The following is a 25,308-nucleotide window of genomic DNA, read 5'->3' as shown; positions in this document are numbered from 1 at the left end:
ATGAAAACGCCCCTGATCACCCGCGAAGGGTATGAAAATCTGAAGAAAGAGATGGACACGCTGTGGCGGGAAGAGCGCCCGGAGGTGACCAAAAAAGTGACCTGGGCCGCGAGCCTCGGTGACCGCAGTGAAAACGCCGACTACCAGTACAACAAGAAACGGCTGCGCGAAATCGACCGCCGGGTGCGGTATCTGACCAAATGCCTTGAGAACCTGAAAATCGTCGATTACTCCCCGCAGCAGGAGGGCAAAGTCTTTTTCGGCGCGTGGGTGGAGATCGAAAACGACGACGGCGATCTTAAGCGCTTTCGGATTGTCGGCTACGATGAAATTTTTGGTCGTAAGGATTACATCTCCATCGACTCGCCCATGGCCAGAGCGCTGCTGAAAAAAGAGGTCGGCGATCTGGCCGTCGTGCACACTCCGGCAGGGGAAGCGACCTGGTATGTGAACGCCATCGACTATGTGAAATAACCCGCCGGAACAATCCGAGAGCCTGGCGCGGCGGCTGGCATTTTGCCGTGCCAGTCCGTATAACTATCCCCTGATTTTTCGACCCACAAGATGAAATAGCCATGATGAAAGATTCGCTCTGCCGCATTATTGCGGGTGAACTTCAGGCAAGGGCTGAACAGGTAGAAGCTGCCGTTCGCCTGCTTGATGAAGGGAACACCGTGCCGTTTATCGCACGTTATCGTAAGGAAGTGACTGGCGGTCTGGATGATACGCAGCTGCGTAACCTGGAAACCCGCCTTGGCTATCTGCGTGAACTGGAAGACAGGCGTCAGGCGATCCTGAAATCCATCGGTGAACAGGGCAAGCTGACCGACGAGCTGGCCAAAGCCATCAACGGCACCCTGAATAAGACTGAACTCGAAGACCTCTATCTGCCGTACAAACAAAAACGCCGCACCCGCGGGCAGATCGCTATTGAAGCCGGTCTGGAGCCGCTGGCGGATCTGCTGTGGACGACGCCGTCCCACGACCCGGAAACCGAAGCCGCGAAGTTTATCGATGCCGATAAAGGCGTGGCCGACACTAAAGCCGCCCTCGATGGCGCACGCTACATTCTGATGGAGCGCTTTGCCGAAGACGCCGCCCTGCTGGCTAAAGTGCGTGATTACCTGTGGAAGAACGCCCATATCGTCTCCACCGTGGTGAGCGGCAAAGAGGAAGAAGGGGCGAAATTCCGCGACTACTTCGATCATCATGAACCGATTTCCTCCACCCCTTCTCACCGCGCCCTGGCAATGTTCCGCGGCCGCAATGAAGGTGTGCTGCAACTCTCCCTGAATGCCGACCCGCAGTTTGACGAGCCGCCGAAAGAGAGCCACGGCGAGCAGATCATCATCGACCATCTTGGCCTGCGCCTGAACAACGCTCCGGCGGACAGCTGGCGCAAAGGGGTGGTGAGCTGGACCTGGCGTATCAAGGTGCTGATGCATCTCGAAACCGAACTGATGGGCACCGTGCGCGAACGCGCCGAAGACGAAGCGATTAACGTCTTTGCCCGTAACCTGCACGATCTGCTGATGGCCGCCCCGGCAGGCCTGCGCGCGACCATGGGTCTCGATCCGGGCCTGCGTACCGGCGTGAAGGTGGCGGTAGTGGATGGCACAGGCAAACTGGTTGCCACCGACACCATTTATCCGCACACCGGCCAGGCAGCCAAAGCTGCGGTCGCCGTGGCGGCACTGTGCGAGAAGCACAACGTGGAGCTGGTGGCGATCGGCAACGGCACCGCCTCGCGCGAAACCGAGCGCTTCTTCCTCGATCTGCAAAAGCAGTTCCCGAAAGTGACGGCGCAAAAAGTGATTGTCAGCGAAGCGGGCGCGTCGGTGTACTCGGCGTCCGAGCTGGCCGCGCAGGAGTTCCCGGATCTGGACGTCTCCCTGCGCGGTGCGGTCTCTATCGCCCGCCGCCTGCAGGATCCGCTGGCTGAGCTGGTGAAGATCGACCCGAAATCCATCGGCGTGGGCCAGTACCAGCACGACGTCAGCCAGACGCAGCTGGCGCGCAAGCTGGATGCGGTGGTGGAAGACTGCGTGAACGCCGTCGGCGTTGATCTGAACACCGCCTCCGTCGCCCTGCTGACCCGCGTGGCGGGGTTAACCCGGATGATGGCGCAGAATATCGTCGCCTGGCGTGATGAGAACGGTCAGTTCCAGAACCGCCAACAGCTGCTGAAAGTGAGCCGTCTGGGGCCGAAAGCGTTCGAGCAGTGCGCGGGCTTCCTGCGTATCAACCACGGCGACAACCCGCTGGATGCCTCCACCGTTCACCCGGAAGCCTATCCGGTTGTCGAGCGCATTCTGGCTGCCACCCAGCAGGCGCTGAAAGTGCTGATGGGCAACAGCAGCGAATTGCGTAATCTGAAAGCGGTGGATTTCACCGATGAGAAGTTCGGCGTGCCGACGGTGTCCGACATCATCAAAGAGCTGGAGAAGCCGGGCCGCGACCCGCGTCCGGAGTTCAAAACCGCGCAGTTCGCCGAAGGCGTCGAAACCATGAACGACCTGCTGCCGGGCATGGTGCTGGAAGGTGCAGTCACCAACGTCACCAACTTTGGTGCCTTTGTCGATATTGGCGTGCATCAGGATGGCCTGGTCCATATCTCCTCTCTTGCCGATAAGTTCGTGGAAGATCCGCACACCGTGGTGAAAGCCGGCGACATCGTGAAGGTGAAGGTGCTGGAGGTGGATCTGCAGCGCAAGCGTATCGCCCTGACCATGCGTCTGGACGAGCAGCCTGGCGAGACCAATGCCCGTCGTGGCGGCGGCAACAGCGATGCGCGTCAGCAGCAGCGTCCAGCGGCGAAACCGCGCGGGCGTGAAGCACAGCCATCCGGCAACAGCGCGATGATGGATGCGCTGGCGGCGGCGATGGGTAAAAAGCGCTAACATAGGCAGTGCCCGGTGGCGCTTCGCTTACCGGGCCTACGGTTTGTAGGCCGGGCAAACGCAGTGCCGCCCGGCAAACAGACCGCAAAAATTAAAATAAAAAAAACGGTAATGACTCCAACTTATTGATAGTGTTTTATGTTCAGATAATGCCCGATGACTTTGTCATGCAGCTCCACCGATTTTGAGAACGACAGCGACTTCCGTCCCAGCCGTGCCAGGTGCTGCCTCAGATTCAGGTTATGCCGCTCAATTCGCTGCGTATATCGCTTGCTGATTACGTGCAGCTTTCCCTTCAGGCGGGATTCATACAGCGGCCAGCCATCCGTCATCCATATCACCACGTCAAAGGGTGACAGCAGGCTCATAAGACGCCCCAGCGTCGCCATAGTGCGTTCACCGAATACGTGCGCAACAACCGTCTTCCGGAGCCTGTCATACGCGTAAAACAGCCAGCGCTGGCGCGATTTAGCCCCGACGTATCCCCACTGTTCGTCCATTTCCGCGCAGACGATGACGTCACTGCCCGGCTGTATGCGCGAGGTTACCGACTGCGGCCTGAGTTTTTTTTAAATGGCGGAAAAAATCGTGTTGAGGCCAACGCCCATAATGCGGGCGGTTGCCCGGCATCCAACGCCATTCATGGCCATATCAATGATTTTCTGGTGCGTACCGGGTTGAGAAGCGGTGTAAGTGAACTGCAGTTGCCATGTTTTACGGCAGTGAGAGCAGAGATAGCGCTGATGTCCGGCAGTGCTTTTGCCGTTACGCACCACCCCGTCAGTAGCTGAACAGGAGGGACAGCTGATAGAAACAGAAGCCACTGGAGCACCTCAAAAACACCATCATACACTAAATCAGTAAGTTGGCAGCATCACCAAAAAAACTCTCTTATTTCTTATAAATATGGAACCGATTGCATATCCGTATTTAAACCAATAATTATCACTCCGTTAACAATAAATCTTTTTATCGCTTACCATCATTGCCCGAAAATATTGAGCAAGGTCAATCAGCCCGCAAATTAATAGCCGTATCTACATTCCGTCACATATTTAATATTGATGAGAGAAACCATTCTCATTACCATTGTGCCTGTTGATTATTTAACCGTCCGTTAAGTAGGCACTATGCAATTCACTCCAGCCAGCGCGTGGAAAATTACCGGCTTCACCCGCGAAATAAGCCCGGCCTATCGGCAGAAACTGCTCTCATTAGGGATGCTACCCGGCTCCTCTTTCCAGGTGGTGCGCGTTGCCCCGCTGGGCGATCCGGTGCATATCGAAACCCGACGTGTGAACCTGGTTCTGCGTAAGAAAGATCTCGCCTTAATAGAAGTTGAAGCCCTGTCTCAATAACACGCCAGCTCCCGCAGCGAGTCGAATAGAATGAAAAAATTAACCATTGGCTTAATTGGCAATCCGAATTCCGGCAAAACCACCTTATTTAACCAGCTTACCGGCGCGCGTCAGCGGGTGGGTAACTGGGCGGGTGTGACGGTCGAACGTAAAGAGGGCCAGTTCGCCACCACCGATAATCAGGTCACCCTCGTCGATCTGCCCGGCACTTACTCATTAACCACCATCTCCTCCCAGACCTCGCTGGATGAGCAGATCGCCTGCCACTACATTCTCAGCGGTGACGCCGACCTGCTGATCAACGTGGTGGATGCCTCGAACCTCGAGCGCAACCTCTACCTGACGTTACAGCTGCTGGAGCTGGGCATCCCCTGCGTGGTGGCGCTGAACATGCTCGATATTGCGGAAAAGCAGCAGATCCGCATCGACGTCGACGCCCTCTCCGCCCGTCTGGGCTGCCCGGTGGTGCCGCTGGTCTCCACCCGCGCCCGCGGGATCGACGCCCTTAAGCTGGCCATTGACCGCCACACCCGCAATGCCGACGTGGAGCTGGTGCATTACGCCCAGCCGCTGCTGCGGGAAGCCGGGATCCTCGCCCAGGAGATGGCGCACAGCATGCCGTTCAAACAGCGTCACTGGCTCGGCCTGCAGATGCTGGAAGGCGATATCTACAGCCGCGCCTATGCCGGTGATGCCGCGCAATATCTGGATGTCTCCCTCGCACGGTTGAACGATGAGCTGGACGACCCGGCCCTTCACATTGCCGATGCGCGCTATCAGAGCATCAATGCCATTTGCGACGTGGTGAGCAACGCCCTTACCGCCGAACCAAGCCGCTTTACCCGGGCGATGGACACCCTGATCCTCAACCGTTTTCTCGGCCTGCCGGTCTTCCTGCTGGTGATGTACGTGATGTTCCTGCTGGCCATTAACATCGGCGGCGCGCTACAGCCGCTGTTTGATGTCGGCTCGGTGGCCATCTTTATTCACGGCATTCAGTGGCTGGGTTACACCCTGCACCTGCCGGAATGGCTGACCATTTTCCTCGCCCAGGGGCTGGGCGGCGGGATCAACACCGTGCTGCCGCTGGTGCCGCAGATCGGCATGATGTATCTGTTCCTCTCGTTCCTTGAGGACTCCGGTTATATGGCCCGCGCGGCCTTTGTGATGGATCGCCTGATGCAGGCGCTCGGCCTGCCCGGCAAATCCTTTGTACCGCTGATTGTCGGCTTCGGCTGCAACGTGCCGTCGGTGATGGGCGCCCGCACTCTGGATGCGCCTCGCGAACGGCTGATGACCATCATGATGGCGCCGTTTATGTCCTGCGGCGCACGGCTGGCGATCTTCGCGGTGTTTGCCGCGGCCTTTTTCGGCCAGGAGGGGGCGCTGGCGGTCTTCTCGCTGTACGTGCTCGGCATCGTGATGGCGATCCTCACCGGCCTGATGCTCAAACACACCATCATGCGTGGCGAGGCGTCGCCGTTCGTGATGGAGCTGCCGGTCTATCACGTTCCGCACATGAAAAGCCTGCTGATCCAGACCTGGCAGCGGCTGAAAGGTTTTGTCCTGCGGGCGGGTAAAGTGATTGTGGTAGTCAGTATTTTCCTCAGCGCGCTGAACAGCTTCTCACTCAGCGGCAAGGCGGTAGACAACATTAACGACTCGGCGCTGGCCTCCGTCAGCCGCGTCATCACCCCGCTGTTTAAACCAATTGGCGTACATGAAGACAACTGGCAGGCCACCGTCGGGCTGTTCACCGGCGCGATGGCGAAAGAGGTGGTGGTCGGCACGCTGAACACCCTCTACACCGCAGAGAATATTCAGGAAGAGGAATTTAACCCGGCGGCGTTTCACCTCGGGGACGAACTGTTCAGCGCCGTGGATGAAACCTGGCAGAGTCTGAAAGAGACCTTCAGCCTGAGCGTGCTGGCGAACCCGATTGAAGCCAGCAAAGGCGACGGGGAGATGGCGACCGGGGCGATGGGCGTGATGAGCGAGAAGTTTGGCAGCGCCTCGGCGGCCTACAGCTACCTGATCTTCGTCCTGCTCTACATTCCGTGCATATCGGTGATGGGGGCGATTGCCCGCGAATCGAGCCGCGGCTGGATGGGCTTCTCCGTCCTGTGGGGGCTGAATATCGCTTACTCGCTGGCAACGGTGTACTACCAGACGGTCAATTTCAGCCAGCATCCGCACTACAGCCTGGTCTGTATCCTGGCGGTGGTGCTGTTTAACGTGGTGGTGATGGGCCTGTTACGTCGGGCGCGCAGCCGCGTGGACGTTAACCTGCTGGCGAAAGGCAGAACCGCAGCGGCCTGCTGTGACAGCCCGGCCAGCGACTGTCATTAGGAGGCGGCATGGCATCGTTAATTGAGGTTCGTGATTTACTGGCGCTACAGGGGAGAATGGAAGCCACCCAGCTCAGCCAGATCCTGCGCATGCCGCAGGCGATGATCGAGGCCATGCTGGAGCGTCTGGAGGCGATGGGGAAAGCGCAGCGCATCCAGGAGGATCCCGACGGCTGCTTATCCGGCAGCTGTAAAAGCTGTCCTGAAGGAAAAGCCTGCCTCAGGGAGTGGTGGGCGCTGCGTTAATCGTTAATAAAGCCGGGCAACTCTGCCCGGCTTTATGTGTTTATTTGTAGACGTCTGCGGTCGCGCGGATGTCTTTCTGATCTTTGTTGGCGCTGGTGACGACATAGTACTTACCGCCCAGCTCATCTGCTTTCTGGGAAAGCTCTTTTCTCGCATCCATTGGCGCGGTGGTATCAGATGTAGAGATATCGCCAACCTTCGTCAAATTCATCTCTTTCACTTTATCTTTCTGGATCTCTTCTGCCGCCATAACGCCAAAAGAGAGTGAACCAATAACCAGAGAAGCAACAATACCTGTAACAAGTTTCATAGCCATGACTCCCAAAGAGGATTGTAGTTTTGATTATCGAAGGCGGGATACCCGCAACGATATATTGAGTATTGTTGCGGTATGTCACTTTTTCCAGCGGGAATGAAAAATAATCAGTTTAAACGCTGACTTAAGGCAATCAACGCCGCGCAAAACTCGGCGGAGTGAGAGACAAAGGGCGCATGCGCCGCTTTGGCGACAATCAGGGCTTCGCTCTGCGGCCATTGCTCATCCAGCAGCGGCACGATCTTGCGCGGGACCAGCCCGTCGAGGTAACCATAAATACGCAGATGCGGCAGCGTCAGCGACGCCAGCGGCGCGCGCAGATCGGCCGTTTTCAGGATCTCCAGCCCGCCATTCAGCACTTCCACCTCCGGCATCGGCAACGCCAGCACCGTGGTTTTCAGCGTCCGGGCGTCCTGGCGTGCGGTTTCGGTGCCCATGGTCTGTAGCGCAAGAAAACGCTCCACCGTGCGCTGGAAATCGTTGCTCAGCTGCTGCTGGAAACCGGCCAGCACCTCGGGTTTGATCCCCGGCCACTCCGCCTGGGCGCTAAAACACGGGGAGGAGGCGACGGTCACCAGGGCCTGCACCCGCTCAGGATGCGTCAGGGCAATCTGGCTCGCCACCAGCCCGCCCAGGCTCCAGCCCAGCCAGATCGCCTTATCCGGGGCCTGCGCCAGCACCTGCTCCGCCATGTCGGCAAGAGGCATTGCGCCGAAATCACGGCTGCGGCCAAAGCCCGGCAGATCCACCAGGTGCAGCGTGAATTGCGAGGCCAGTTCCTCGCTGATGCAACGCCATACTTCGGCATTCAGCCCCCATCCGTGCAGCAGCACAAGATGGCAATTTCCTGTCCCGACGGTCTGCCACCAAAGGTTATTCATCGATTACTGTTCTCTTTTTTCACAAGGAGGTTGTCTATGCTAACAGTGCCCGGCTTGTGCTGGCTATGTCGGATGCCGCTTGCGCTCAGCCACTGGGGCGTCTGTTCCGTGTGCGAAAAGGGGCTGACAGGGCGGACAGGTGTTTGTCCGCAGTGCGGTTTACCGGCCATTCATCTCCACCTGCCCTGCGGCCGCTGCCTGCGCAGACCGCCGCCCTGGCAGGCGCTGGTGGCGGTGAGCGGCTATACACCGCCGCTGAGCCAGCTGGTGCATCAGCTGAAGTTTTCCCGCCGCAGTCAGCTGGCAAAACCGCTGGCGAGGCTGTTACTGCTGGCGCTGCTGCGCGCCAGGCGCAGCCGGGGGTTGCCGGATGTTGATACGCTGGTCTGCGTACCGCTCTGGTCACGGCGTCACTGGCGGCGCGGGTTTAACCAGAGCGACCTGCTCTGTCGCCCGCTGGCCCGCTGGCTAAACTGCTGCTATGTTCCCGATGCCATTCGCCGCAACCGCGCCACCCCGGCCCAGCATCAGCTCAGCGCCAGGTTGCGTAAACGCAACCTGCAGCACGCTTTTACTCTTGAATTACCGGTCGTCGGGCGCCATATCGCTGTGGTGGATGATGTCGTGACCACAGGCGCTACCGTCGCGGAACTCTCCCGCCTGCTTTTGCGAAGCGGCGCAGCGTCGGTTCAGGTATGGTGTCTGTGTCGAACCTTGTAGCGCCCTCAGGTTGGGCGTATTATACCCAGGTATTTTAGTCAACTATTAGGCCAATGCTATGATCCGTATTTCCGATGCTGCACAAGCGCACTTTGCCAAACTGCTGGCAAATCAGGAAGAAGGGACCCAGATCCGCGTGTTCGTGATCAACCCGGGCACCCCGAATGCAGAATGCGGCGTCTCTTATTGCCCACCGGATGCTGTGGAAGCAACTGACACTGCCCTGAAATTTGAGCAACTCACTGCCTATGTCGATGAGCTGAGCTCCCCGTATCTGGAAGATGCGGAAATTGATTTTGTGACCGACCAACTGGGTTCCCAGTTAACCCTGAAAGCACCCAACGCCAAAATGCGTAAAGTGACCGATGACGCCCCGCTGATGGAGCGCGTTGAGTACCTGCTGCAGTCCCAGATTAACCCGCAGCTGGCAGGCCACGGTGGTCGCGTCACTCTGATGGAGATCACCGAAGACGGTCTGGCCATTCTGCAGTTTGGCGGCGGCTGTAACGGTTGTTCCATGGTCGACGTGACCCTGAAAGAGGGGATCGAGAAGCAGCTGCTGAACGAGTTCCCGGAGCTGAAAGGCGTGCGCGATCTCACCGAACACCAGCGCGGCGAACACTCCTACTATTAAGTTGCCGTTATCTGTTGCCCGGTGACGCGTAGCGATCCGGGCCTCTCCCCCTTCTCCCCTGCTTCAGAACATGACCTGCGTCTCAGATTTCACATTTTGACCGCCAGGGTCATTCTCAATCCGCACATGTTACCCGTATCATTCTCGCGGGCACTCAAACACCTTCACGCCGACCGACTAAGCTTAATGATTTAGAAGGCAGCCTGTCTTTGTGCCTGGAAGTACGCTGTTCCCAGTTGGGGCAACATTAATATGTCGTTGAAACAATGACGTTACCCATAACAATTTTAAAGGCCAGATAATCATGCCATTAGTCATCGTCGCTATCGGTGTAGTCCTGTTACTGCTCCTGATGATCCGTTTCAAAATGAACGGCTTCATTGCCCTTGTACTGGTGGCCCTTGCTGTCGGCCTGATGCAAGGGATGCCGCTGGTAAAAGTTATCAGCTCCATTAAAGCCGGTGTGGGCGGTACGCTCGGTAGCCTCGCGCTGATCATGGGCTTCGGCGCTATGCTCGGCAAAATGCTGGCTGACTGCGGTGGCGCACAGCGCATCGCGACCACGCTGATTGCAAAGTTCGGCAAAAATAATATTCAGTGGGCAGTGGTCTTAACCGGCTTCACCGTCGGTTTTGCACTGTTCTACGAAGTGGGCTTCGTGCTGATGCTGCCGCTGGTGTTCACCATCGCCGCCTCTGCCAGCATCCCGCTGCTGTACGTGGGTGTGCCAATGGCCGCTGCGCTGTCCGTAACCCACGGCTTCCTGCCGCCGCACCCGGGCCCGACCGCTATCGCCACCATCTTCCATGCGGACATGGGTAAAACCCTGCTGTTCGGTACCATTCTGGCGATCCCGACCGTTATCCTCGCAGGGCCGGTGTTTGCGCGTTGCCTGAAAGGCATCGACAAGCCGATCCCGGAAGGTCTGTACAGCGCGAAAACCTTTACCGAAGAAGAGATGCCGAGCTTTGGCGTCAGCGTCTGGACCTCTCTGGTACCGGTAGTGCTGATGGCCCTGCGTGCCGTCTGTGAAATGGTGCTGCCGAAAGGCCATCCAGTTCTCGGCGTGGCGGAGTTCCTCGGTGACCCGGTCATGGCAACGCTGATTGCGGTCCTGATTGCGCTGTTCACCTTCGGTCTGAACCGTGGCCGCTCCATGGATCAGATTAACGATACCCTGAGCTCTTCGATCAAAATCATCGCCATGATGCTGCTGATCATCGGTGGTGGCGGTGCGTTCAAACAGGTTCTGGTTGATAGCGGCGTGGACAAATACATCGCCTCCATGATGCATGACACCAACATCTCTCCAATCCTGATGGCGTGGTCTATCGCGGCGGTGCTGCGTATTGCCCTGGGTTCTGCGACCGTTGCGGCCATTACCGCGGGCGGTATCGTTGCCCCTCTGATTGCCACCACCGGCGTCAGCCCAGAGCTGATGGTTATCGCGGTGGGTTCCGGTAGCGTGATTTTCTCTCACGTGAACGATCCGGGCTTCTGGCTGTTCAAAGAGTACTTCAACCTGACCATCGGTGAGACCATCAAGTCCTGGTCGATGCTGGAAACCATCATCTCCGTCTGCGGGCTGATCGGGTGTCTACTGCTGGGTGCGGTGGTGTGATGTAACAGTGCCGGGTGGCGGCTACGCCTTACCCGGCCTACAGGGTCAATAAAAAACCCGCCATCTGGCGGGTTTTTTATCACTTCTTCTTCGCAGCCGCTTTGCGCCGCTTATCCAAATCCTTAATCAGCTTGTTCACCCCGTCATCGGCAAACATCGCTTCAAGAGACGTAGACAGCTTGCGACGCCAGTTCTTGTACTGATAGCTGGTGCCCGGGATGTTGACCGGCTCCGCCATATCAATCCAGTCTTCCGGCTGCAGCCCCAGCAGGGCGCTGTTGCTGTCGGCAATGTAGCGCTGCAATCCGCGGTTGAGCGTCGGGGTCATCGACATCAACGATGCCTTGCGCCCGGTGCGCTTTGGCAGGCAGCCGTGCGCGTGCAACGCATCCAGCAGCCCCTGCTTCGACAGCTCGCGATCCTGATACAGCCCACGCAGCATCACTTCGTCAGGGTAGAGGCCCAGCGTTTTGCCCAGGGTAAGGTCGCCGCTGTCCCACCAGCCACGAAGCGTAGGAAGGTCATGCGTCGTCGCGACTGCCATTGATTGTTCTGGATACGCCTCCGGCGCGCGGAAGTTCTTCTCAAGGTCGTTTTCAAAATAGAGCACTTTATAAGAGTAAACGCCGCTGTCACGCAGCTTGCTGACGATTTCAACCGGCACGGTGCCGAGATCTTCCCCGATCACCATGCAGTTATGGCGCTTGCTCTCCAGCGCAAGGATGGAGAGCAGATCGTCGACCGGATAATGCACGTAGGCCCCGTGGTCGGCGGTTTCACCGTAGGGGATCCACCACAGACGCAGGACCGACATCACATGGTCGATACGCAGCGCGCCGCAGTTCTGCATGTTGGCGCGCAGCAGCTCGATAAAAGGCTCATAGGCGCGAGCCGCAATCACGTGCGGGTCCATCGGCGGCAGGCCCCAGTTCTGACCCAGCGGGCCAAGAATATCCGGTGGCGCACCGACGGAGGCTTTCAGGCAGTAGAGCTCGCGATCGCACCAGGTCTCTGCCCCGCCCTCGGCCACGCCGACCGCCAGGTCACGGTACAGGCCAATCGGCATATCGTAGCCCTGGCTCTCCTGCCAGCAGGCGGCAAACTGGGTGTACGCCAGCCACTGTAGCCAGAGATAGAAATCGACCTCATCGGTATGCTCTTCGCAAAACGCTTTCACCGCCGGGGAATCAACGGACTGGTACTGCTCAGGCCACACCGGCCAGCCCCAGCGCATTTCGTCCTCTTTCACCTGATACGCGTGCAGCGCATCGAACGCCGCCTGCCAGTACAGGCTCTCCCCTTCGCGGGCAACAAACGCCCGGAAGGCCGCCATCTGTTCGTCGTCACGCCGGGCAAAGCCTTTCCACGCCATGCGCAGTGCGGCCATCTTCAGCGCGGTGACAGAAGCATAATCGACCCACTCGGCATCGCGGGCGCGTTGCAGCGCCTGCCGGGTGGTCTCCATCTTCCACCATGCCTGCGCCTCGTCACTGTTGCGAAAATCCTCCACGGCGTTAACGTCAATGTAAATCACGTTCAGCCAGCGGCGGGATGACGGGCTGTACGGGCTGGCGCTCTCCGGATTCGCCGGATAGAGCGCATGGATCGGATTGAGGCCGATAAAGGCCCCGCCGCACTTGCCGACGTCGGCCAGCATCTTCTGCAGATCGCCGAAGTCGCCAATGCCCCAGTTAGCCTCCGAGCGCAGCGTGTATAACTGCACGCAGGCGCCCCACAGCTTCTTGCCCTCTTTCAGCGCCTGCGGCTCGTAGCAGCGTTTTGGCGCGACGATCACCCGGCAGTGCCAGCGATGGGCATCCTGAGTCAGCGTCAGGGTGTGGTAACCCTCCGGCAGTTTTGCCGGCAGGTTGAGATTTTTGCCGCCCGTGGCGTGGCCTTTGTGCTGATGCCCCTCTTCGGTGGTCAGCAGCCAGCTAAAGTCGCCGCTGCCTTCAATCATCAGCGGCATCTTTTTGCCCGCGGTATAGACCATCACGTTCGGGACGGCGGTGACCGCCGCTTTCGCGACGGGTTTGGCTTTGTGCATAGCATCCAGCAAACGCCTCTTGGTCTCAGCACCAATAGACTGCGGTTTACCATGAGCATTGATATAGCTGGGGCTGATCCCCGCCGCCAGGGCGGCATTATCGAGACGTTTACTTTCCATCGCGCTTCCTTAGCGTTTTGCCTGCCAGATACGGGCCTGGTAGTCGCGGATTGAACGGTCAGAACTGAACATGCCGCAGCGCGCGGTATTCAGAATGCACGCCCGGGTCCAGGCTTCCTGGTCGCGATACAGGACATCGACCTGCTTCTGGGCCTCAACGTAGCCCGCAAAATCGGCCATCAGCAGGTACGGATCGCCGCCCTGTTTGCCGATGCTGTGCAGAATCTGGTCGAACGCATGCTTGTCGCCGTCGCTGTATTTGCCGCTCTCCAGCTCCTTCAGCACCGCATCCAGCAGTTTGTCTTTTTTACGCCATTTCACCGGGTCGTAACCTTTGGCTTTGATGGCTTTCACCTCTTCCACAGTATGGCCGAAGATAAAGATGTTCTCGTCGCCCACCTGCTCGGCGATCTCAACGTTCGCGCCGTCCAGCGTACCGACGGTTAGCGCGCCGTTCAGGGCCAGCTTCATGTTGCCGGTGCCGGAGGCCTCTTTGCCCGCGGTAGAAATCTGCTCAGAGACGTCCGCCGCCGGGATCAGCAGCTCCGCCGCCGAGACGCAGTAATCCGGCAGGAAGACCACCTTCAGCTTGTCGCCCACCTTCGGATCGTTGTTCACCGCGTCGGCCACTTTATTAATAGCGAAGATGATGTTTTTCGCCAGGTAGTAGCCCGGCGCCGCTTTCGCCCCGAACAGGAACACGCGCGGCACGCGGTCGGCCTCTGGGTTCTCGCGGATCTCTTTGTACAGCGCCAGAATGTGCAGCAGGTTCAGGTGCTGACGCTTGTACTCGTGCAGACGTTTAATCTGGATATCGAAAATCGCGTTCGGGCTGATCTCAATCCCGGTACGGGTTTTGACGAACGCCGCCAGGCGCACCTTGTTGTCCTGCTTGATGGTGCGGTACGTCTCGCGGAACGCCGCATCGTCGGCATACTTCTCCAGGTTGATCAGCTGGTCGAGATCGTTAGCCCACTCTTTATCCAGCGAGGCGTCCAGCAGCGCGGCCAGTTTTGGGTTGCACTGTTTGATCCAGCGACGCGGCGTGATGCCGTTGGTGACGTTGTGGAACTTGTTCGGCCACAGCTGGTGATATTCCGGGAACAGATCTTTCACCACCAGGTCAGAGTGCAGCGCGGCCACGCCGTTCACCGCAAAGCCGCTGACCACGCACAGGTTAGCCATACGCACCTGCTTGTCGAACACCACCGCCAGCTTCGCCCATACTGTTTTGTCGCCCGGCCAGGTTTTATCCACCAGTTTCTTAAAGCGGTTGTTGATCTCGTTGATCAGCTGCATATGGCGCGGCAGCAGGGTTTTAATCAGCTTCTCGTCCCAGCACTCCAGCGCCTCTGGCATCAGGGTGTGGTTGGTGTAGGCGAAGGTCTTACTGGTGATCGCCCAGGCGTCATCCCAGCTCAGCTGATGTTCGTCGATCAGCACGCGCAGCAGTTCCGGAATGGCAATGGTCGGGTGAGTATCGTTTAGCTGGATCACTTCGTAATCCGCCAGCTCCGCCAGCTTGCGGCCCGCCAGGTGGTGGCGACGCAGGATGTCGGCCACGGAACAGGCGCACTGGAAGTACTGCTGCATCAGGCGCAGCTTTTTGCCCGCCAGATGGTTGTCGTTCGGGTAGAGGACTTTGGTCAGCTTGTCGGCGTCGATGCCCTGCTGCTCAGCACGCAGGAAGTCGCCGTCGTTGAATTTAGTCAGGTTGAACGGGTGAGCGTGCGTCGCCTGCCACAGGCGCAGAGGCTGTGCCACGCCGTTACGATAGCCCAGCACCGGCAGATCCCAGGCCTGGCCGGTAATGGTAAAGCCCGGTTCCCACTGGCCCGCTTTTGTCACTTTACCGCCAATGCCGACCTGCACGTCCAGCGCTTCGTTGTGGCGGAACCACGGGTAGCTGCCGCGATGCCAGTCGTCCGGGGCTTCCATCTGCTGGCCGCCCGCAAAGGACTGGCGGAACAGTCCATACTGATAGTTCAGACCGTAGCCGGTCGCCGACTGGCCTACCGTCGCCATCGAGTCGAGGAAGCAGGCCGCCAGACGCCCCAGACCGCCGTTGCCCAGCGCCGGATCGATCTCCTCTTCCAGCAGGTCGGTCAGGTGGATGTTATGGGTGTTCAGCACATCGCTGACCTCCTGATACCAGCCGAGGTTCAGCAGGTTGTTGCCGGTCAGACGGCCAATCAGGAATTCCATAGAGATATAGTTAACGTGGCGCTGGCCTTCGACGGGCTTCACCGCGGGTTGGGCACTCAGCAGCTCGGCGAGCGCTCCGCTGACGGCCTGCCACCACTGGCGGGAGGTCATGTCTTCGGCGGCGTTTAAACCAAAACGCTGCCACTGACGCGTCAGGGCAGCCTGGAATTGAGCTTTGTTGAAAGTAGGCTGTGACATAGGGAATCTGCATCCTGTAGAGAGAAAATGAGGCGTTGGTGCTAGTGTGCCTGGCTCCTCATGCCTCTTCCTCCTCCTGGCGGGGATTAGACAGGGAGGAGTAGCGGGGATGAGCGCTAAAGTGTGATCGCGGCCACCTTCTGCGGCGAAAGTGTGGGGCATTCAGGCCGCGATTTCCGGGAAGGGAGTCAAAAAAATGAAATGCGGTTTCGCCTGAAATATAGGCATGCGGAAATAATTACTTACCCGACGTAATATTGCTCAGAATTTACTGCATCGCAGAATGTTATTTCACCCCCGTAACCTTCCCGGAACTTTATTAACTTTTCACCGCCTTTACGCTTCTATATTCCTTTTTATGCTTAACCTCCTGGAAACACGCCACGCCAGTATCCATGCGCTTTCGAGGCCCATCGGAAAAGTTCCCTTCCCCATCGATATATTTTTGTGACCGAGTGCAAATTAAGGGACATAAAACCCGGACATAACTTGCATTAAAAGGGTTTCTGACCGACCTTATAAGGATTAATTACGAAGCGCAAAAAAATCAAAAATCTCGATTTCCACACAGTGAAGTGAAAACTATGTTGATTCCGTCCAAATTAAGTCGCCCGGTTCGTCTTGACCATACTGTGGTCCGCGAACGCTTGCTGGCGAAACTTTCCGGCGCGAACAATTTTCGACTGGCGCTGGTAACGAGCCCTGCCGGCTACGGCAAAACCACGCTCATTTCACAGTGGGCTTCCGGTAAGACCGATCTCGGCTGGTACTCCCTTGATGAGGGCGACAACCAGCAGGAGCGTTTTGCCAGCTATTTGATCGCCGCCATTCAGCAGGCGACCAACGGACACTGTGTGACCAGCGAAGTGATGGTGCAAAAGCGTCAGTACGCCAGCCTCTCTTCCCTGTTTTCCCAACTGTTTATCGAGCTGGCCGAATGGCACCGCCCGCTCTACCTGGTCATTGATGACTACCATCTGATCACCAATCCGGTTATCCATGAGTCGATGCGCTTTTTCCTGCGCCACCAGCCGGAAAACCTGACCCTGGTGATCCTGTCGCGTAACCTGCCGCAGCTGGGCATTGCCAACCTGCGCGTGCGCGATCAGCTGCTGGAAGTGGGCAGCCAACAGCTCTCCTTTACCCATCAGGAAGCGAAGCAGTTCTTTGACTGTCGCCTGAAATCCCCAATCGAAGTGGCCGAAAGCAGCCGCCTGTGCGACGACGTGGCAGGCTGGGCCACCGCCCTGCAGCTGATTGCCCTGTCGGCCCGACATAACAACAGCTCGACGCAGCAATCCGCCCGTCGTCTGTCGGGGATCAATGCCAGCCACCTCTCCGATTACCTGGTGGATGAAGTGCTCGACAGCGTCGATCAATCCACCCGTCAGTTCCTGCTAAAAAGCTCCCTGCTGCGCTCGATGAACGATGCGCTGATCGTGCGCGTCACCGGCGAAGACAACGGCCAGATGCGCCTGGAGGAGATAGAACGTCAGGGCTTGTTCCTGCAGCGCATGGACGACTCCGGGGAGTGGTTCAGCTACCACCCGCTGTTTGGCAGCTTCCTGCGCCAGCGCTGTCAGTGGGAGCTGGCAACCGAATTACCGGAAATCCACCGCGCCGCCGCCGAAAGCTGGATGGCGCAGGGTTTCCCGAGCGAGGCCATTCACCACGCCCTGGCGGCGGGCGATGCCCATATGCTGCGCGATATTCTGCTCAACCATGCCTGGAGCCTGTTTAACCACAGCGAGCTGGCCCTGCTGGAGGAGTCGCTCCGCGCCCTGCCGTGGGAGAGCCTGCTGGAGAATCCGCGTCTGGTGCTGCTGCAGGCCTGGCTGATGCAGAGCCAGCACCGCTACAGCGAAGTGAATACCCTGCTGGCCCGCGCCGAGCAGGAGATGAAAGGCGAGATGGACGCCGCCCTGCACGGCGAATTCAACGCCCTGCGCGCGCAGGTGGCCATCAACGACGGCAACCCGGAAGAGGCCCAGCGCCTGGCCCTGGGAGCGCTGGAGGAGCTGCCGCTGGCGAACTTCTACAGCCGCATCGTCGCCACCTCGGTGCACGGCGAAGTACTGCACTGTAAAGGCGATCTCACCCGCTCCCTGTCGCTGATGCAGCAGACGGAGCAGATGGCGCGCCGCCATGACGTCTGGCACTACGCCCTGTGGAGCCTGATCCAGCAGAGCGAAATTTTGTTTGCCCAGGGCTTCCTGCAGGCCGCCTGGGAGACCCAGGAGAAAGCCTTCACCCTGATCCGCGATCAGCATCTGGAACAGCTGCCGATGCACGAGTTCCTGCTGCGCATCCGCGCCCAGCTGCTGTGGGCATGGGCCCGACTGGACGAAGCCGAAAGCACCGCCCGTCATGGAGTCGACGTGCTCTCCACCTATCAGCCGCAGCAGCAGCTGCAGTGTCTGGGCCTGCTGGTGCAGTGCTCGCTGGCGCGCGGCGATCTGGATAACGCCCGCAACCACCTTAACCGTCTGGAGAACCTGCTCGGCAACGGTCAGTATCACAGCGACTGGGTATCCAACGCCGATAAGGTGCGGGTGATTTACTGGCAGATGACCGGCGACAAGAAATCGGCGGCCAACTGGCTGCGCCAGACGCCGAAGCCGGAGTTTGCTAATAACCACTTCCTGCAGAGCCAGTGGCGCAATATTGCCCGGGCGCAGATCCTGTTAGGCGAATTTGAACCGGCCGAAATGGTGCTGGAAGAGTTAAATGAAAATGCCCGCAGCCTGCGACTGATGAGCGATCTCAACCGCAACCTGCTGCTGCAGAACCAGCTTTACTGGCAGGCCGGCCGCAAGAATGACGCCCAGCGCGTGCTGCTGGAAGCATTGCAGCTGGCGAACCGCACCGGGTTTATCAGCCACTTTGTGATTGAAGGCGAGACCATGGCGCAGCAGCTGCGCCAGCTGATTCAGCTCAACACTCTGCCGGAGCTGGATCAGCATCGCGCCCAGCGCATCCTGCGGGAGATTAACCAGCATCACCGCCACAAGTTCGCCCATTTCGATGAGACTTTCGTGGAGCGTCTGCTGACCCATCCGGAAGTGCCGGAACTGATCCGCACCAGCCCGCTGACCCAGCGTGAGTGGCAGGTGCTGGGGCTGATCTACTCAGGTTACAGCAACGAGCAGATCGCCGGTGAGCTGGCCGTGGCGGCCACCACCATCAAAACGCATATCCGGAATCTGTATCAGAAGCTGGGTGTCGCCCACCGCCAGGACGCGGTGCTGCATGCGCAGCAGCTGTTGAAGATGATGGGGTACGGGGTGTAATTCATTGCCCGGCGGCGCTACGCTTGCACGGGCCTACGGTTTTGTTGCCATTCATTGCCCGGCGGCGCTACGCTTGCATGGACCTACGGTTTTGTTGCCATTCATTGCCCGGCGGCGCTACGCTTGCCGGGCCTACGGTTTTGTAGGCCGGGTAAGGCGAAGCCGCCACCCGGCACAAACTCAGCACAGTTCTAACTGCAAGTTATTATCTTTAATGACCTTCAACACACCCGCTGGCGGCATCACGTCGGTGTAAACCGCGTTCACCATACTGATACTGCCCATATTCACCATCGCGTTACGGCCAAACTTGGAGTGATCCACTACCAGCATCACGTGGCGCGAGTTCTCGATAATCGCCCGCTTGGTGCGTACTTCGTGGTAATCAAACTCCAGCAATGAGCCATCGGTATCGATCCCGCTGATGCCGAGGATGCCGAAGTCGAGGCGGAACTGGGAGATAAAGTCGAGGGTCGCTTCGCCAATAATGCCGCCGTCACGGCTGCGCAGCTCGCCGCCCGCCAGGATGATGCGAAAATCCTCTTTCTGCATCAGGGTGGTGGCCACGTTGAGGTTGTTGGTGACGACCCGCAGGTTCTCATGGTTCAGCAGGGCGTGGGCCACCGCTTCCGGCGTGGTGCCGATGTCGATAAACAGCGTCGCGCCATTGGGGATCTGGCTCGCCACCTTGCGGGCAATACGCTCTTTCTCAGAGGTCTGCGTCGCCTTGCGATCGTGCCAGGAGGTATTCACCGAGCTGGACGGCAGCGCCGCGCCCCCGTGATGGCGCAGGATACGGTTCTGATCGGCCAGATCGTTGAGGTCACGACGAATGGTCTGCGGGCTGACGGCAAACTGCTCCACCAGCTCTTCGGTGCTGACGTATCCCTGCTTTTTCACCAGTTCAATAATGGCGTCATGACGTTGTGTTTGTTTCATCAGAGTTCCCTGCCAGAATTATGTTCGTTTTCGCGCATTTAGCGTATCGGCAAACGCCATCGCCAGCCCGACTGCCAGCCCGGCCATGTGTGCGCCGTTGGCAATCGCCATGCCAAACAGATCAAACCATCCGGCAATAATCCAGATTAATGCAAAGGCCATTAAACCGCGCTGCAGGTAGATGCCGCTCGCGGGATCGCGCTCGCCGCGCAGCCAGACATAGCCCATCAGCGCGTAAACTACGCCAGAGAGGCCGCCAAACCACGGGCCGCCAAACTTATGCTGGATAAAGCCGCTGAGCAGCGCGCTGATAAGGGTAAGCACGATGAGCTTGCCGCTGCCGAGCCGTGTCTCCACCGCCCCGCCGAGATACCACCACCACAGCAGGTTAAAGAGGATATGCAGCACCGAGAAGTGCATCAGCGCGTGGGTGAAGTAGCGCCAGAACTCGAACTCAACGGAGGCATCATACGGCCAGGCCAGCATCAGCAGGACCTGCTGATCGCCCACCACGCTCATCAGAATGAAGACCAGAATACAGGCCGCCATTAAGACCAGGGTGAACGGCCCCGCGCGTTCACGCACGGTCGCAAGGAAAGGAAAACGCTGGTAGTGCAGCCCGCTGCCGGTATGGCCGGACTGCCAGCTTGCCGCCAGATAGCGCGCATCGCCGGGATTCTCCAGAAAACGCGCCAGCTCGGCGTTGACCCGGGAGGCCTGGCTCTCATCCGCCAGCCAGACGTCGGTCTGGGTATGTTGTTGAATGGTGAGGATAACACCCTGCGTCGCCATGTAATCGACAAACGCCTGGGCGACGCGCGGGTTGGTAAAAGAGGTAATCATCAGCATCGGCGGCAGTCGCTTATTCCACACAAAAGGGGACAGTATATACCCTAAATGCCGGCGTGCTCGACTTCTGCCGGGAAATGACGGTGCCATGCATCGAATCCGCCGTCCACGCTGTAGACCGCTTCAAAGCCCTGCTGCAGCAGGTATTGCGCCGCGCCTTTGCTGCTGTTGCCGTGATAGCACATCACCATCACCGGCGTTTCAAAATCGTTATCGCGCATAAATTCGCTCAGGGAAGCGTTGGTCAGATGAAACGCGCCCGGCGTGTGGCCCATCGCGAAACTTTGCGGATCGCGAATATCCACCAGCACCGCCAGTCCCTGGTGCATCTTCTGGTGGGCTTCTTCTACGTTAATACATTCAAAATGTTCCATGGTGCTCTCTGTTGTTTGTGCAGGTGCAGTGCGGCCTGATGCCCTCACTATCTTATCGGCTAGTGTACGTCCTGACGGCGGGTAAACGCCATTATGTTAGCTGTATCACTCAAATTTGTTTTTTTGATGTTACTAAAATCCGTTTCCTTTGCTAGTATGAGCGATATCGAACATTTTTGAGCTTTAACGAAAGTGCGTGAGGAAACAATGGAAACCAAAGATCTGATTGTTATCGGTGGCGGAATCAACGGAGCGGGCATTGCGGCGGACGCTGCCGGGCGCGGATTATCTGTCCTGATGCTGGAAGCGCAGGATCTCGCCTGCGCTACCTCCTCCGCCAGCTCTAAGCTGATCCACGGTGGCCTGCGTTATCTGGAGCACTACGAGTTCCGCCTGGTCAGTGAGGCGCTGGCCGAGCGTGAAGTGCTGCTGAAAATGGCCCCCCATATCGCGACTCCGATGCGTTTTCGTCTGCCGCACCGTCCGCATCTGCGTCCGGCCTGGATGATCCGCATTGGCCTGTTTATGTACGATCACCTGGGCAAACGCACCAGCCTGCCCGCTTCTGCCGGTGTGCGTTTTGGCTCAGATTCGGTGCTGAAGCCTGAAATCGTGCGCGGATTCGAATATTCCGACTGCTGGGTGGATGATGCCCGCCTAGTGCTCGCCAACGCGCAAATGGTTGAACGCAAAGGCGGCGAGGTGAAAACCCGTACCCGTGCCATTTCCGCCCGCCGGGAAAAAGGGCTGTGGATCGTCGAGGCCGAAGATATTGATACCGGCGAGCGTTTCAGCTGGCAGGCCCGCGGTCTGGTGAACGCCACCGGCCCGTGGGTGAAGCAGTTCTTCGACGAGGGGATGCAGCTGCCGTCGCCGTATGGCATCCGTCTGATTAAAGGCAGCCACATCGTGGTGCCGCGGGTACATACCCAGAAGCAGGCCTATATTCTGCAAAACGAAGACAAGCGCATCGTGTTTGTGATCCCATGGATGGATGAGTTCTCCATCATTGGTACCACCGACGTGGAGTACAAAGGCGATCCGAAAAGCGTCGCTATCGACGAGAGCGAAATCAGCTATCTGCTGAAGGTGTATAACGCGCACTTCAAGAAATCGCTGGCGCGTGACGATGTGGTCTGGAGCTACTCCGGGGTGCGTCCGCTGTGCGATGACGAGTCTGACTCACCGCAGGCCATCACCCGCGATTACACCCTCGATATTCACGATGACCACGGCAAGGCGCCGCTGCTGTCGGTGTTTGGCGGTAAGCTCACCACCTATCGCAAGCTGGCAGAGCATGCGATGGAAAAACTGGCCCCGTTCTATCAGGGTATCGGCCCGGCGTGGACCAAAGGCGCGGTGCTGCCCGGCGGTGATATCGGCGGCAACCGCGATGACTACGCGGCGAAATTGCGCCGTCGCTATCCGTTTATCAGCGAATCCATGGCCCGCCACTTTGCCCGCACCTACGGCAGCAACAGTGAGCTGATCCTGAGTGACGCGAAGGATCTCAGCGATCTGGGCGAACATTTTGGTCACGAGTTCTACGAGGCGGAATTACGTTATTTAGCCGACCACGAGTGGGTACGCCGCGCGGACGATGCGCTGTGGCGTCGGACCAAAGAGGGGATGTGGCTGAATGCGGAGCAACAGTCCCGCGTGGCGCTGTGGCTGGCCGAGCGGACGGGAAAGCGTGAGTTATCGCTGGCGTCCTGAGAGTAATGCCCGGTGGCGCTAACGCTTACCGGGCCTACAAAAGACACAGGATCGTAGGCCGGGTAAGGCGGAGCCGCCACCCGGCATTTTTTACAACTTCACCGGATCAATATGCCAGATGGTCTCGGCATACTCTTTGATGGTGCGATCGGATGAGAAGTAGCCCATGTTGGCGATGTTGTGCATCGCTTTGGTGGTCCACTCTTCCGGCTTGCGGTACAGCTCGTCGACCCTGTCCTGACAATCCACATAGCTGCGGTAGTCTGCCAGCACCTGGTAGTGATCCCCGAAGTTAATCAGCGAATCCACCAGGTCGCGATAGCGGCCAGGCTCGTCCGGGTTAAAGACCCCGGTGGCGATCTGGGTCAGCACCTGACGCAGCTCTTCATCCTTCTCGTAATAATCACGCGGCGAGTAGCCTTTGGCACGCAGGGCCTCAACCTCTTCCGTGGTGTTACCGAAGATGAAGATATTCTCTTCGCCCACGTGCTCCAGCATCTCGACATTTGCGCCATCCAGCGTGCCGATGGTCAGCGCGCCGTTAAGGGCAAATTTCATGTTACTGGTGCCGGAAGCTTCGGTGCCCGCGGTGGAGATCTGCTCGGAGAGATCGGCGGCCGGGATAATCAGCTGGGCCAGGCTCACGCTGTAGTTAGGGATAAAGACGACCTTCAGCTTGTCGCCAATCTGCGGATCGTTGTTGATCACCTTCGCCACGTCGTTGATCAGGTGAATGATGTGCTTCGCCATGTAGTAGGCCGAGGCCGCTTTACCGGCAAAGATATTCACACGCGGCACCCAGTCGGCATCGGGATCGGCCTTGATGCGGTTGTAGCGGGTGATCACGTGCAGCACGTTCATCAGCTGACGCTTGTACTCGTGGATACGTTTGATCTGCACGTCGAACAGCGCTTTCGGGTTGGCCACCACGTTGAGATGCAGCGCCATCCACACCGCCAGCCGCTTTTTGTTCAGCAGCTTGGCATCACGCACCGCTTTATTCACCGTCGGGAAATCGGCGTGCTGTTCCAGCTCGCTCAGCTGGCTTAAGTCGGTACGCCAGTTGCGGCCGATGTTCTCGTCGAGCACGTCGGAGAGCGGCTGGTTCGCCAGTGCCAGCCAGCGGCGCGGCGTTACCCCGTTGGTCACGTTGCAGAAACGCATCGGGAAGATCTTCGCGAAGTCGGCAAACAGCGACTGCACCATCAGGTTGGAGTGCAGCTCCGACACGCCGTTGACCTTGTGGCTGATCACCACCGCCAGCCACGCCATGCGCACCCGGCGGCCATTGGATTCATCAATGATCGAGGTACGGCTCAGCAGGCCGGTGTCGTGCGGGTACTGCTCCTGCAAGGTTTTCAGGAAGAAGTCGTTGATCTCAAAAATGATCTGCAGGTGGCGCGGCAGGATTTTGCCGAGCATATCCACCGGCCAGGTTTCCAGCGCTTCGCTCATCAACGTGTGGTTAGTGTAGGAGAAGACCTGGCAGGTCACCTCGAACGCCTCTTCCCAGCTGAACTTATGTTCGTCGATCAGCAGGCGCATCAGCTCCGGGATCGACAGCACCGGGTGGGTGTCGTTGAGGTGGATGGCGGTTTTTTCCGCCAGGTTGGCGTAAGTTTTATGCAGCTGGTAGTGGCGGCTCAGGATGTCCTGAATGGTCGCGGAGACCAGGAAGTACTCCTGACGCAGACGCAGCTCGCGCCCGGAATAGGTGGAGTCATCCGGGTACAGCACACGGGAGACGTTCTCGGAGTGGTTTTTGTCTTCCACCGCCGCGAAGTAGTCGCCCTGATTGAATTTACCGAGGTTAATCGCGCTACTGGCCTGGGCATTCCACAGGCGCAGCGTGTTGGTCGCGTCGGTGTCGTAGCCCGGGATGATCTGGTCGTAGGCCACGGCCAGGATCTCTTCGGTTTCGACCCAGCGGCTCTTTTTGCCTTCCTGCTGGATACGGCCGCCAAAGCGGACTTTATAGCGGGTGTTGTGGCGCTTGAACTCCCACGGATTGCCGTACTCCAGCCAGTAGTCCGGGGACTCTTTCTGCCGGCCGTCGACGATGTTCTGTTTGAACATGCCGTAATCGTAGCGGATACCGTAGCCGCGTCCCGGCAGGGCGAGCGTTGCCAGCGAGTCGAGGAAACAGGCCGCCAGACGACCGAGACCGCCGTTGCCTAAGCCGGGGTCGTTCTCTTCGTCAATCAGCTCTTCTAAATCTAACCCCATCTCTTCCAGTGCGGTTTTTACGTCGTCATAGATACCCAGCGACAACAGCGCATTGGAGAGGGTGCGGCCAATCAAAAACTCCATCGACAGATAATAAACCTGACGGGTCTCCTGTGAGAGCTGGGCGCGGTTAGAGCGCAGCCAGCGTTCAACCAGCCGGTCGCGCACGGCAAACAGGGTGGCGTTAAGCCATTCGTGTTTGTTGGCAATCACCGGATCTTTGCCGATGGTGAACATCAGCTTGTAAGCGATTGAGTGCTTTAACGCCTCAATGCTTACCGTGGGAGACGCATAGGAAAAAGGTGCATTCATATCTCTGA

The 25,308-nt window shown here is 58.4% G+C and carries 18 protein-coding genes and 1 pseudogene; 10 read left to right on the top strand and 9 right to left on the bottom strand.

Going from position 1 to position 25,308, the window contains the following annotated elements; translation table 11 throughout:
- Both greB and LRS40_RS08580 read left to right on the top strand, forming a co-directional pair.
- The gene (greB, locus tag LRS40_RS08585; protein ID WP_231313526.1) at nucleotides 1-474 is read left to right on the top strand and encodes a transcription elongation factor GreB; all 474 of its coding nucleotides are present in this window, start codon (nucleotides 1-3) and stop codon (nucleotides 472-474) included.
- A gap of 101 nt (nucleotides 475-575) precedes the next feature.
- On the top strand, nucleotides 576-2,900 hold the full coding sequence (locus LRS40_RS08580; RefSeq protein WP_231313525.1) for a Tex family protein: 2,325 nt from the start codon (nucleotides 576-578) through the stop codon (nucleotides 2,898-2,900).
- A 122-nt stretch (nucleotides 2,901-3,022) separates the two neighbouring features.
- Here the strand turns inward: LRS40_RS08580 and LRS40_RS08575 are convergent.
- Nucleotides 3,023-3,724 (bottom strand): annotated as a pseudogene (locus LRS40_RS08575) (IS1-like element IS1B family transposase).
- A gap of 306 nt (nucleotides 3,725-4,030) precedes the next feature.
- Here LRS40_RS08575 and feoA point away from each other — a divergent pair.
- The 3 genes from feoA to feoC are packed head-to-tail and all read left to right on the top strand — an operon-like array spanning nucleotide 4,031 to nucleotide 6,852.
- A complete protein-coding gene (feoA, locus tag LRS40_RS08570; RefSeq protein WP_142487386.1) occupies nucleotides 4,031-4,258 on the top strand; it encodes a ferrous iron transporter A in 228 nt (75 codons plus the stop codon).
- Between the two features lie 30 nt (nucleotides 4,259-4,288).
- The gene (gene feoB / locus LRS40_RS08565; protein ID WP_156264786.1) at nucleotides 4,289-6,607 is read left to right on the top strand and encodes a Fe(2+) transporter permease subunit FeoB; all 2,319 of its coding nucleotides are present in this window, start codon (nucleotides 4,289-4,291) and stop codon (nucleotides 6,605-6,607) included.
- 8 nt (nucleotides 6,608-6,615) lie between these two features.
- Nucleotides 6,616-6,852 (top strand): [Fe-S]-dependent transcriptional repressor FeoC, encoded by a 237-nt coding sequence (gene feoC / locus LRS40_RS08560; RefSeq protein WP_142487388.1) that lies wholly within the window; start codon nucleotides 6,616-6,618, stop codon nucleotides 6,850-6,852.
- 40 nt (nucleotides 6,853-6,892) lie between these two features.
- On the opposite strand, the gene LRS40_RS08555 is transcribed toward feoC, so the two are convergent.
- Together LRS40_RS08555 and bioH are read right to left on the bottom strand one after the other, a co-directional pair.
- Nucleotides 6,893-7,162, bottom strand: coding sequence for a YdgH/BhsA/McbA-like domain containing protein (locus LRS40_RS08555; RefSeq protein WP_142487389.1), 270 nt, complete (start codon nucleotides 7,160-7,162; stop codon nucleotides 6,893-6,895).
- 113 nt (nucleotides 7,163-7,275) lie between these two features.
- Complete coding sequence (gene bioH / locus LRS40_RS08550) at nucleotides 7,276-8,049, bottom strand: pimeloyl-ACP methyl ester esterase BioH (RefSeq protein ID WP_231313524.1); 774 nt, start codon at nucleotides 8,047-8,049, stop codon at nucleotides 7,276-7,278.
- A gap of 36 nt (nucleotides 8,050-8,085) precedes the next feature.
- Here bioH and gntX point away from each other — a divergent pair, with 36 nt between their 5' ends.
- From gntX to gntT, 3 genes are all read left to right on the top strand, one after another.
- Nucleotides 8,086-8,769: a DNA utilization protein GntX gene (gntX, locus tag LRS40_RS08545; RefSeq protein ID WP_231313523.1), complete on the top strand. Its 684-nt coding sequence runs from the start codon at nucleotides 8,086-8,088 to the stop codon at nucleotides 8,767-8,769.
- Between the two features lie 58 nt (nucleotides 8,770-8,827).
- Nucleotides 8,828-9,403, top strand: a complete 576-nt coding sequence (gene nfuA, locus LRS40_RS08540; protein WP_142487392.1) for a Fe-S biogenesis protein NfuA — start codon at nucleotides 8,828-8,830, stop codon at nucleotides 9,401-9,403.
- Nucleotides 9,404-9,707: 304 nt separating this feature from the next.
- On the top strand, nucleotides 9,708-11,024 hold the full coding sequence (gntT, locus tag LRS40_RS08535; RefSeq protein WP_142487393.1) for a gluconate transporter: 1,317 nt from the start codon (nucleotides 9,708-9,710) through the stop codon (nucleotides 11,022-11,024).
- Between the two features lie 79 nt (nucleotides 11,025-11,103).
- Here the strand turns inward: gntT and malQ are convergent, their stop codons facing one another.
- Together malQ and malP are read right to left on the bottom strand one after the other, a co-directional pair.
- Nucleotides 11,104-13,191, bottom strand: coding sequence for a 4-alpha-glucanotransferase (gene malQ, locus LRS40_RS08530; RefSeq protein WP_231313522.1), 2,088 nt, complete (start codon nucleotides 13,189-13,191; stop codon nucleotides 11,104-11,106).
- Between the two features lie 9 nt (nucleotides 13,192-13,200).
- Nucleotides 13,201-15,594 carry a maltodextrin phosphorylase gene (malP, locus tag LRS40_RS08525; protein WP_231313521.1) on the bottom strand — a complete coding sequence of 798 codons (2,394 nt, stop codon included), beginning with the start codon at nucleotides 15,592-15,594 and terminating at the stop codon, nucleotides 13,201-13,203.
- Between the two features lie 584 nt (nucleotides 15,595-16,178).
- On the opposite strand from malP, the gene malT reads away from it, so the two are divergent.
- Nucleotides 16,179-18,884 (top strand): HTH-type transcriptional regulator MalT, encoded by a 2,706-nt coding sequence (malT, locus tag LRS40_RS08520; RefSeq protein WP_142487398.1) that lies wholly within the window; start codon nucleotides 16,179-16,181, stop codon nucleotides 18,882-18,884.
- Between the two features lie 180 nt (nucleotides 18,885-19,064).
- On the opposite strand, the gene LRS40_RS08515 is transcribed toward malT, so the two are convergent.
- Genes LRS40_RS08515 through glpE form a run of 3 tightly spaced genes read right to left on the bottom strand, consistent with a single transcriptional unit; the run spans nucleotide 19,065 to nucleotide 21,046 of the window.
- Nucleotides 19,065-19,823: a DeoR/GlpR family transcriptional regulator gene (locus LRS40_RS08515; RefSeq protein WP_142487399.1), complete on the bottom strand. Its 759-nt coding sequence runs from the start codon at nucleotides 19,821-19,823 to the stop codon at nucleotides 19,065-19,067.
- Nucleotides 19,824-19,841: 18 nt separating this feature from the next.
- A complete protein-coding gene (glpG, locus tag LRS40_RS08510) occupies nucleotides 19,842-20,672 on the bottom strand; it encodes a rhomboid family intramembrane serine protease GlpG (RefSeq protein ID WP_142487400.1) in 831 nt (276 codons plus the stop codon).
- 44 nt (nucleotides 20,673-20,716) lie between these two features.
- Complete coding sequence (gene glpE / locus LRS40_RS08505; protein WP_231313520.1) at nucleotides 20,717-21,046, bottom strand: thiosulfate sulfurtransferase GlpE; 330 nt, start codon at nucleotides 21,044-21,046, stop codon at nucleotides 20,717-20,719.
- 207 nt (nucleotides 21,047-21,253) lie between these two features.
- Between glpE and glpD the strand changes: the two genes are divergently transcribed.
- Nucleotides 21,254-22,762 carry a glycerol-3-phosphate dehydrogenase gene (gene glpD / locus LRS40_RS08500; RefSeq protein WP_231313519.1) on the top strand — a complete coding sequence of 503 codons (1,509 nt, stop codon included), beginning with the start codon at nucleotides 21,254-21,256 and terminating at the stop codon, nucleotides 22,760-22,762.
- A 90-nt stretch (nucleotides 22,763-22,852) separates the two neighbouring features.
- Here glpD and glgP read toward each other — a convergent pair whose 3' ends face one another.
- Nucleotides 22,853-25,300 (bottom strand): glycogen phosphorylase, encoded by a 2,448-nt coding sequence (gene glgP / locus LRS40_RS08495; RefSeq protein ID WP_156264796.1) that lies wholly within the window; start codon nucleotides 25,298-25,300, stop codon nucleotides 22,853-22,855.
- Nucleotides 25,301-25,308: the final 8 nt, after the last annotated feature.

This window comes from Leclercia sp. G3L, from assembly GCF_021117075.1.
Taxonomy (GTDB): domain Bacteria; phylum Pseudomonadota; class Gammaproteobacteria; order Enterobacterales; family Enterobacteriaceae; genus Enterobacter; species Enterobacter adecarboxylatus_C.
Note: the sequence above shows the minus strand (reverse complement) of the source record. Positions and strands in the feature narration are given on the sequence as shown.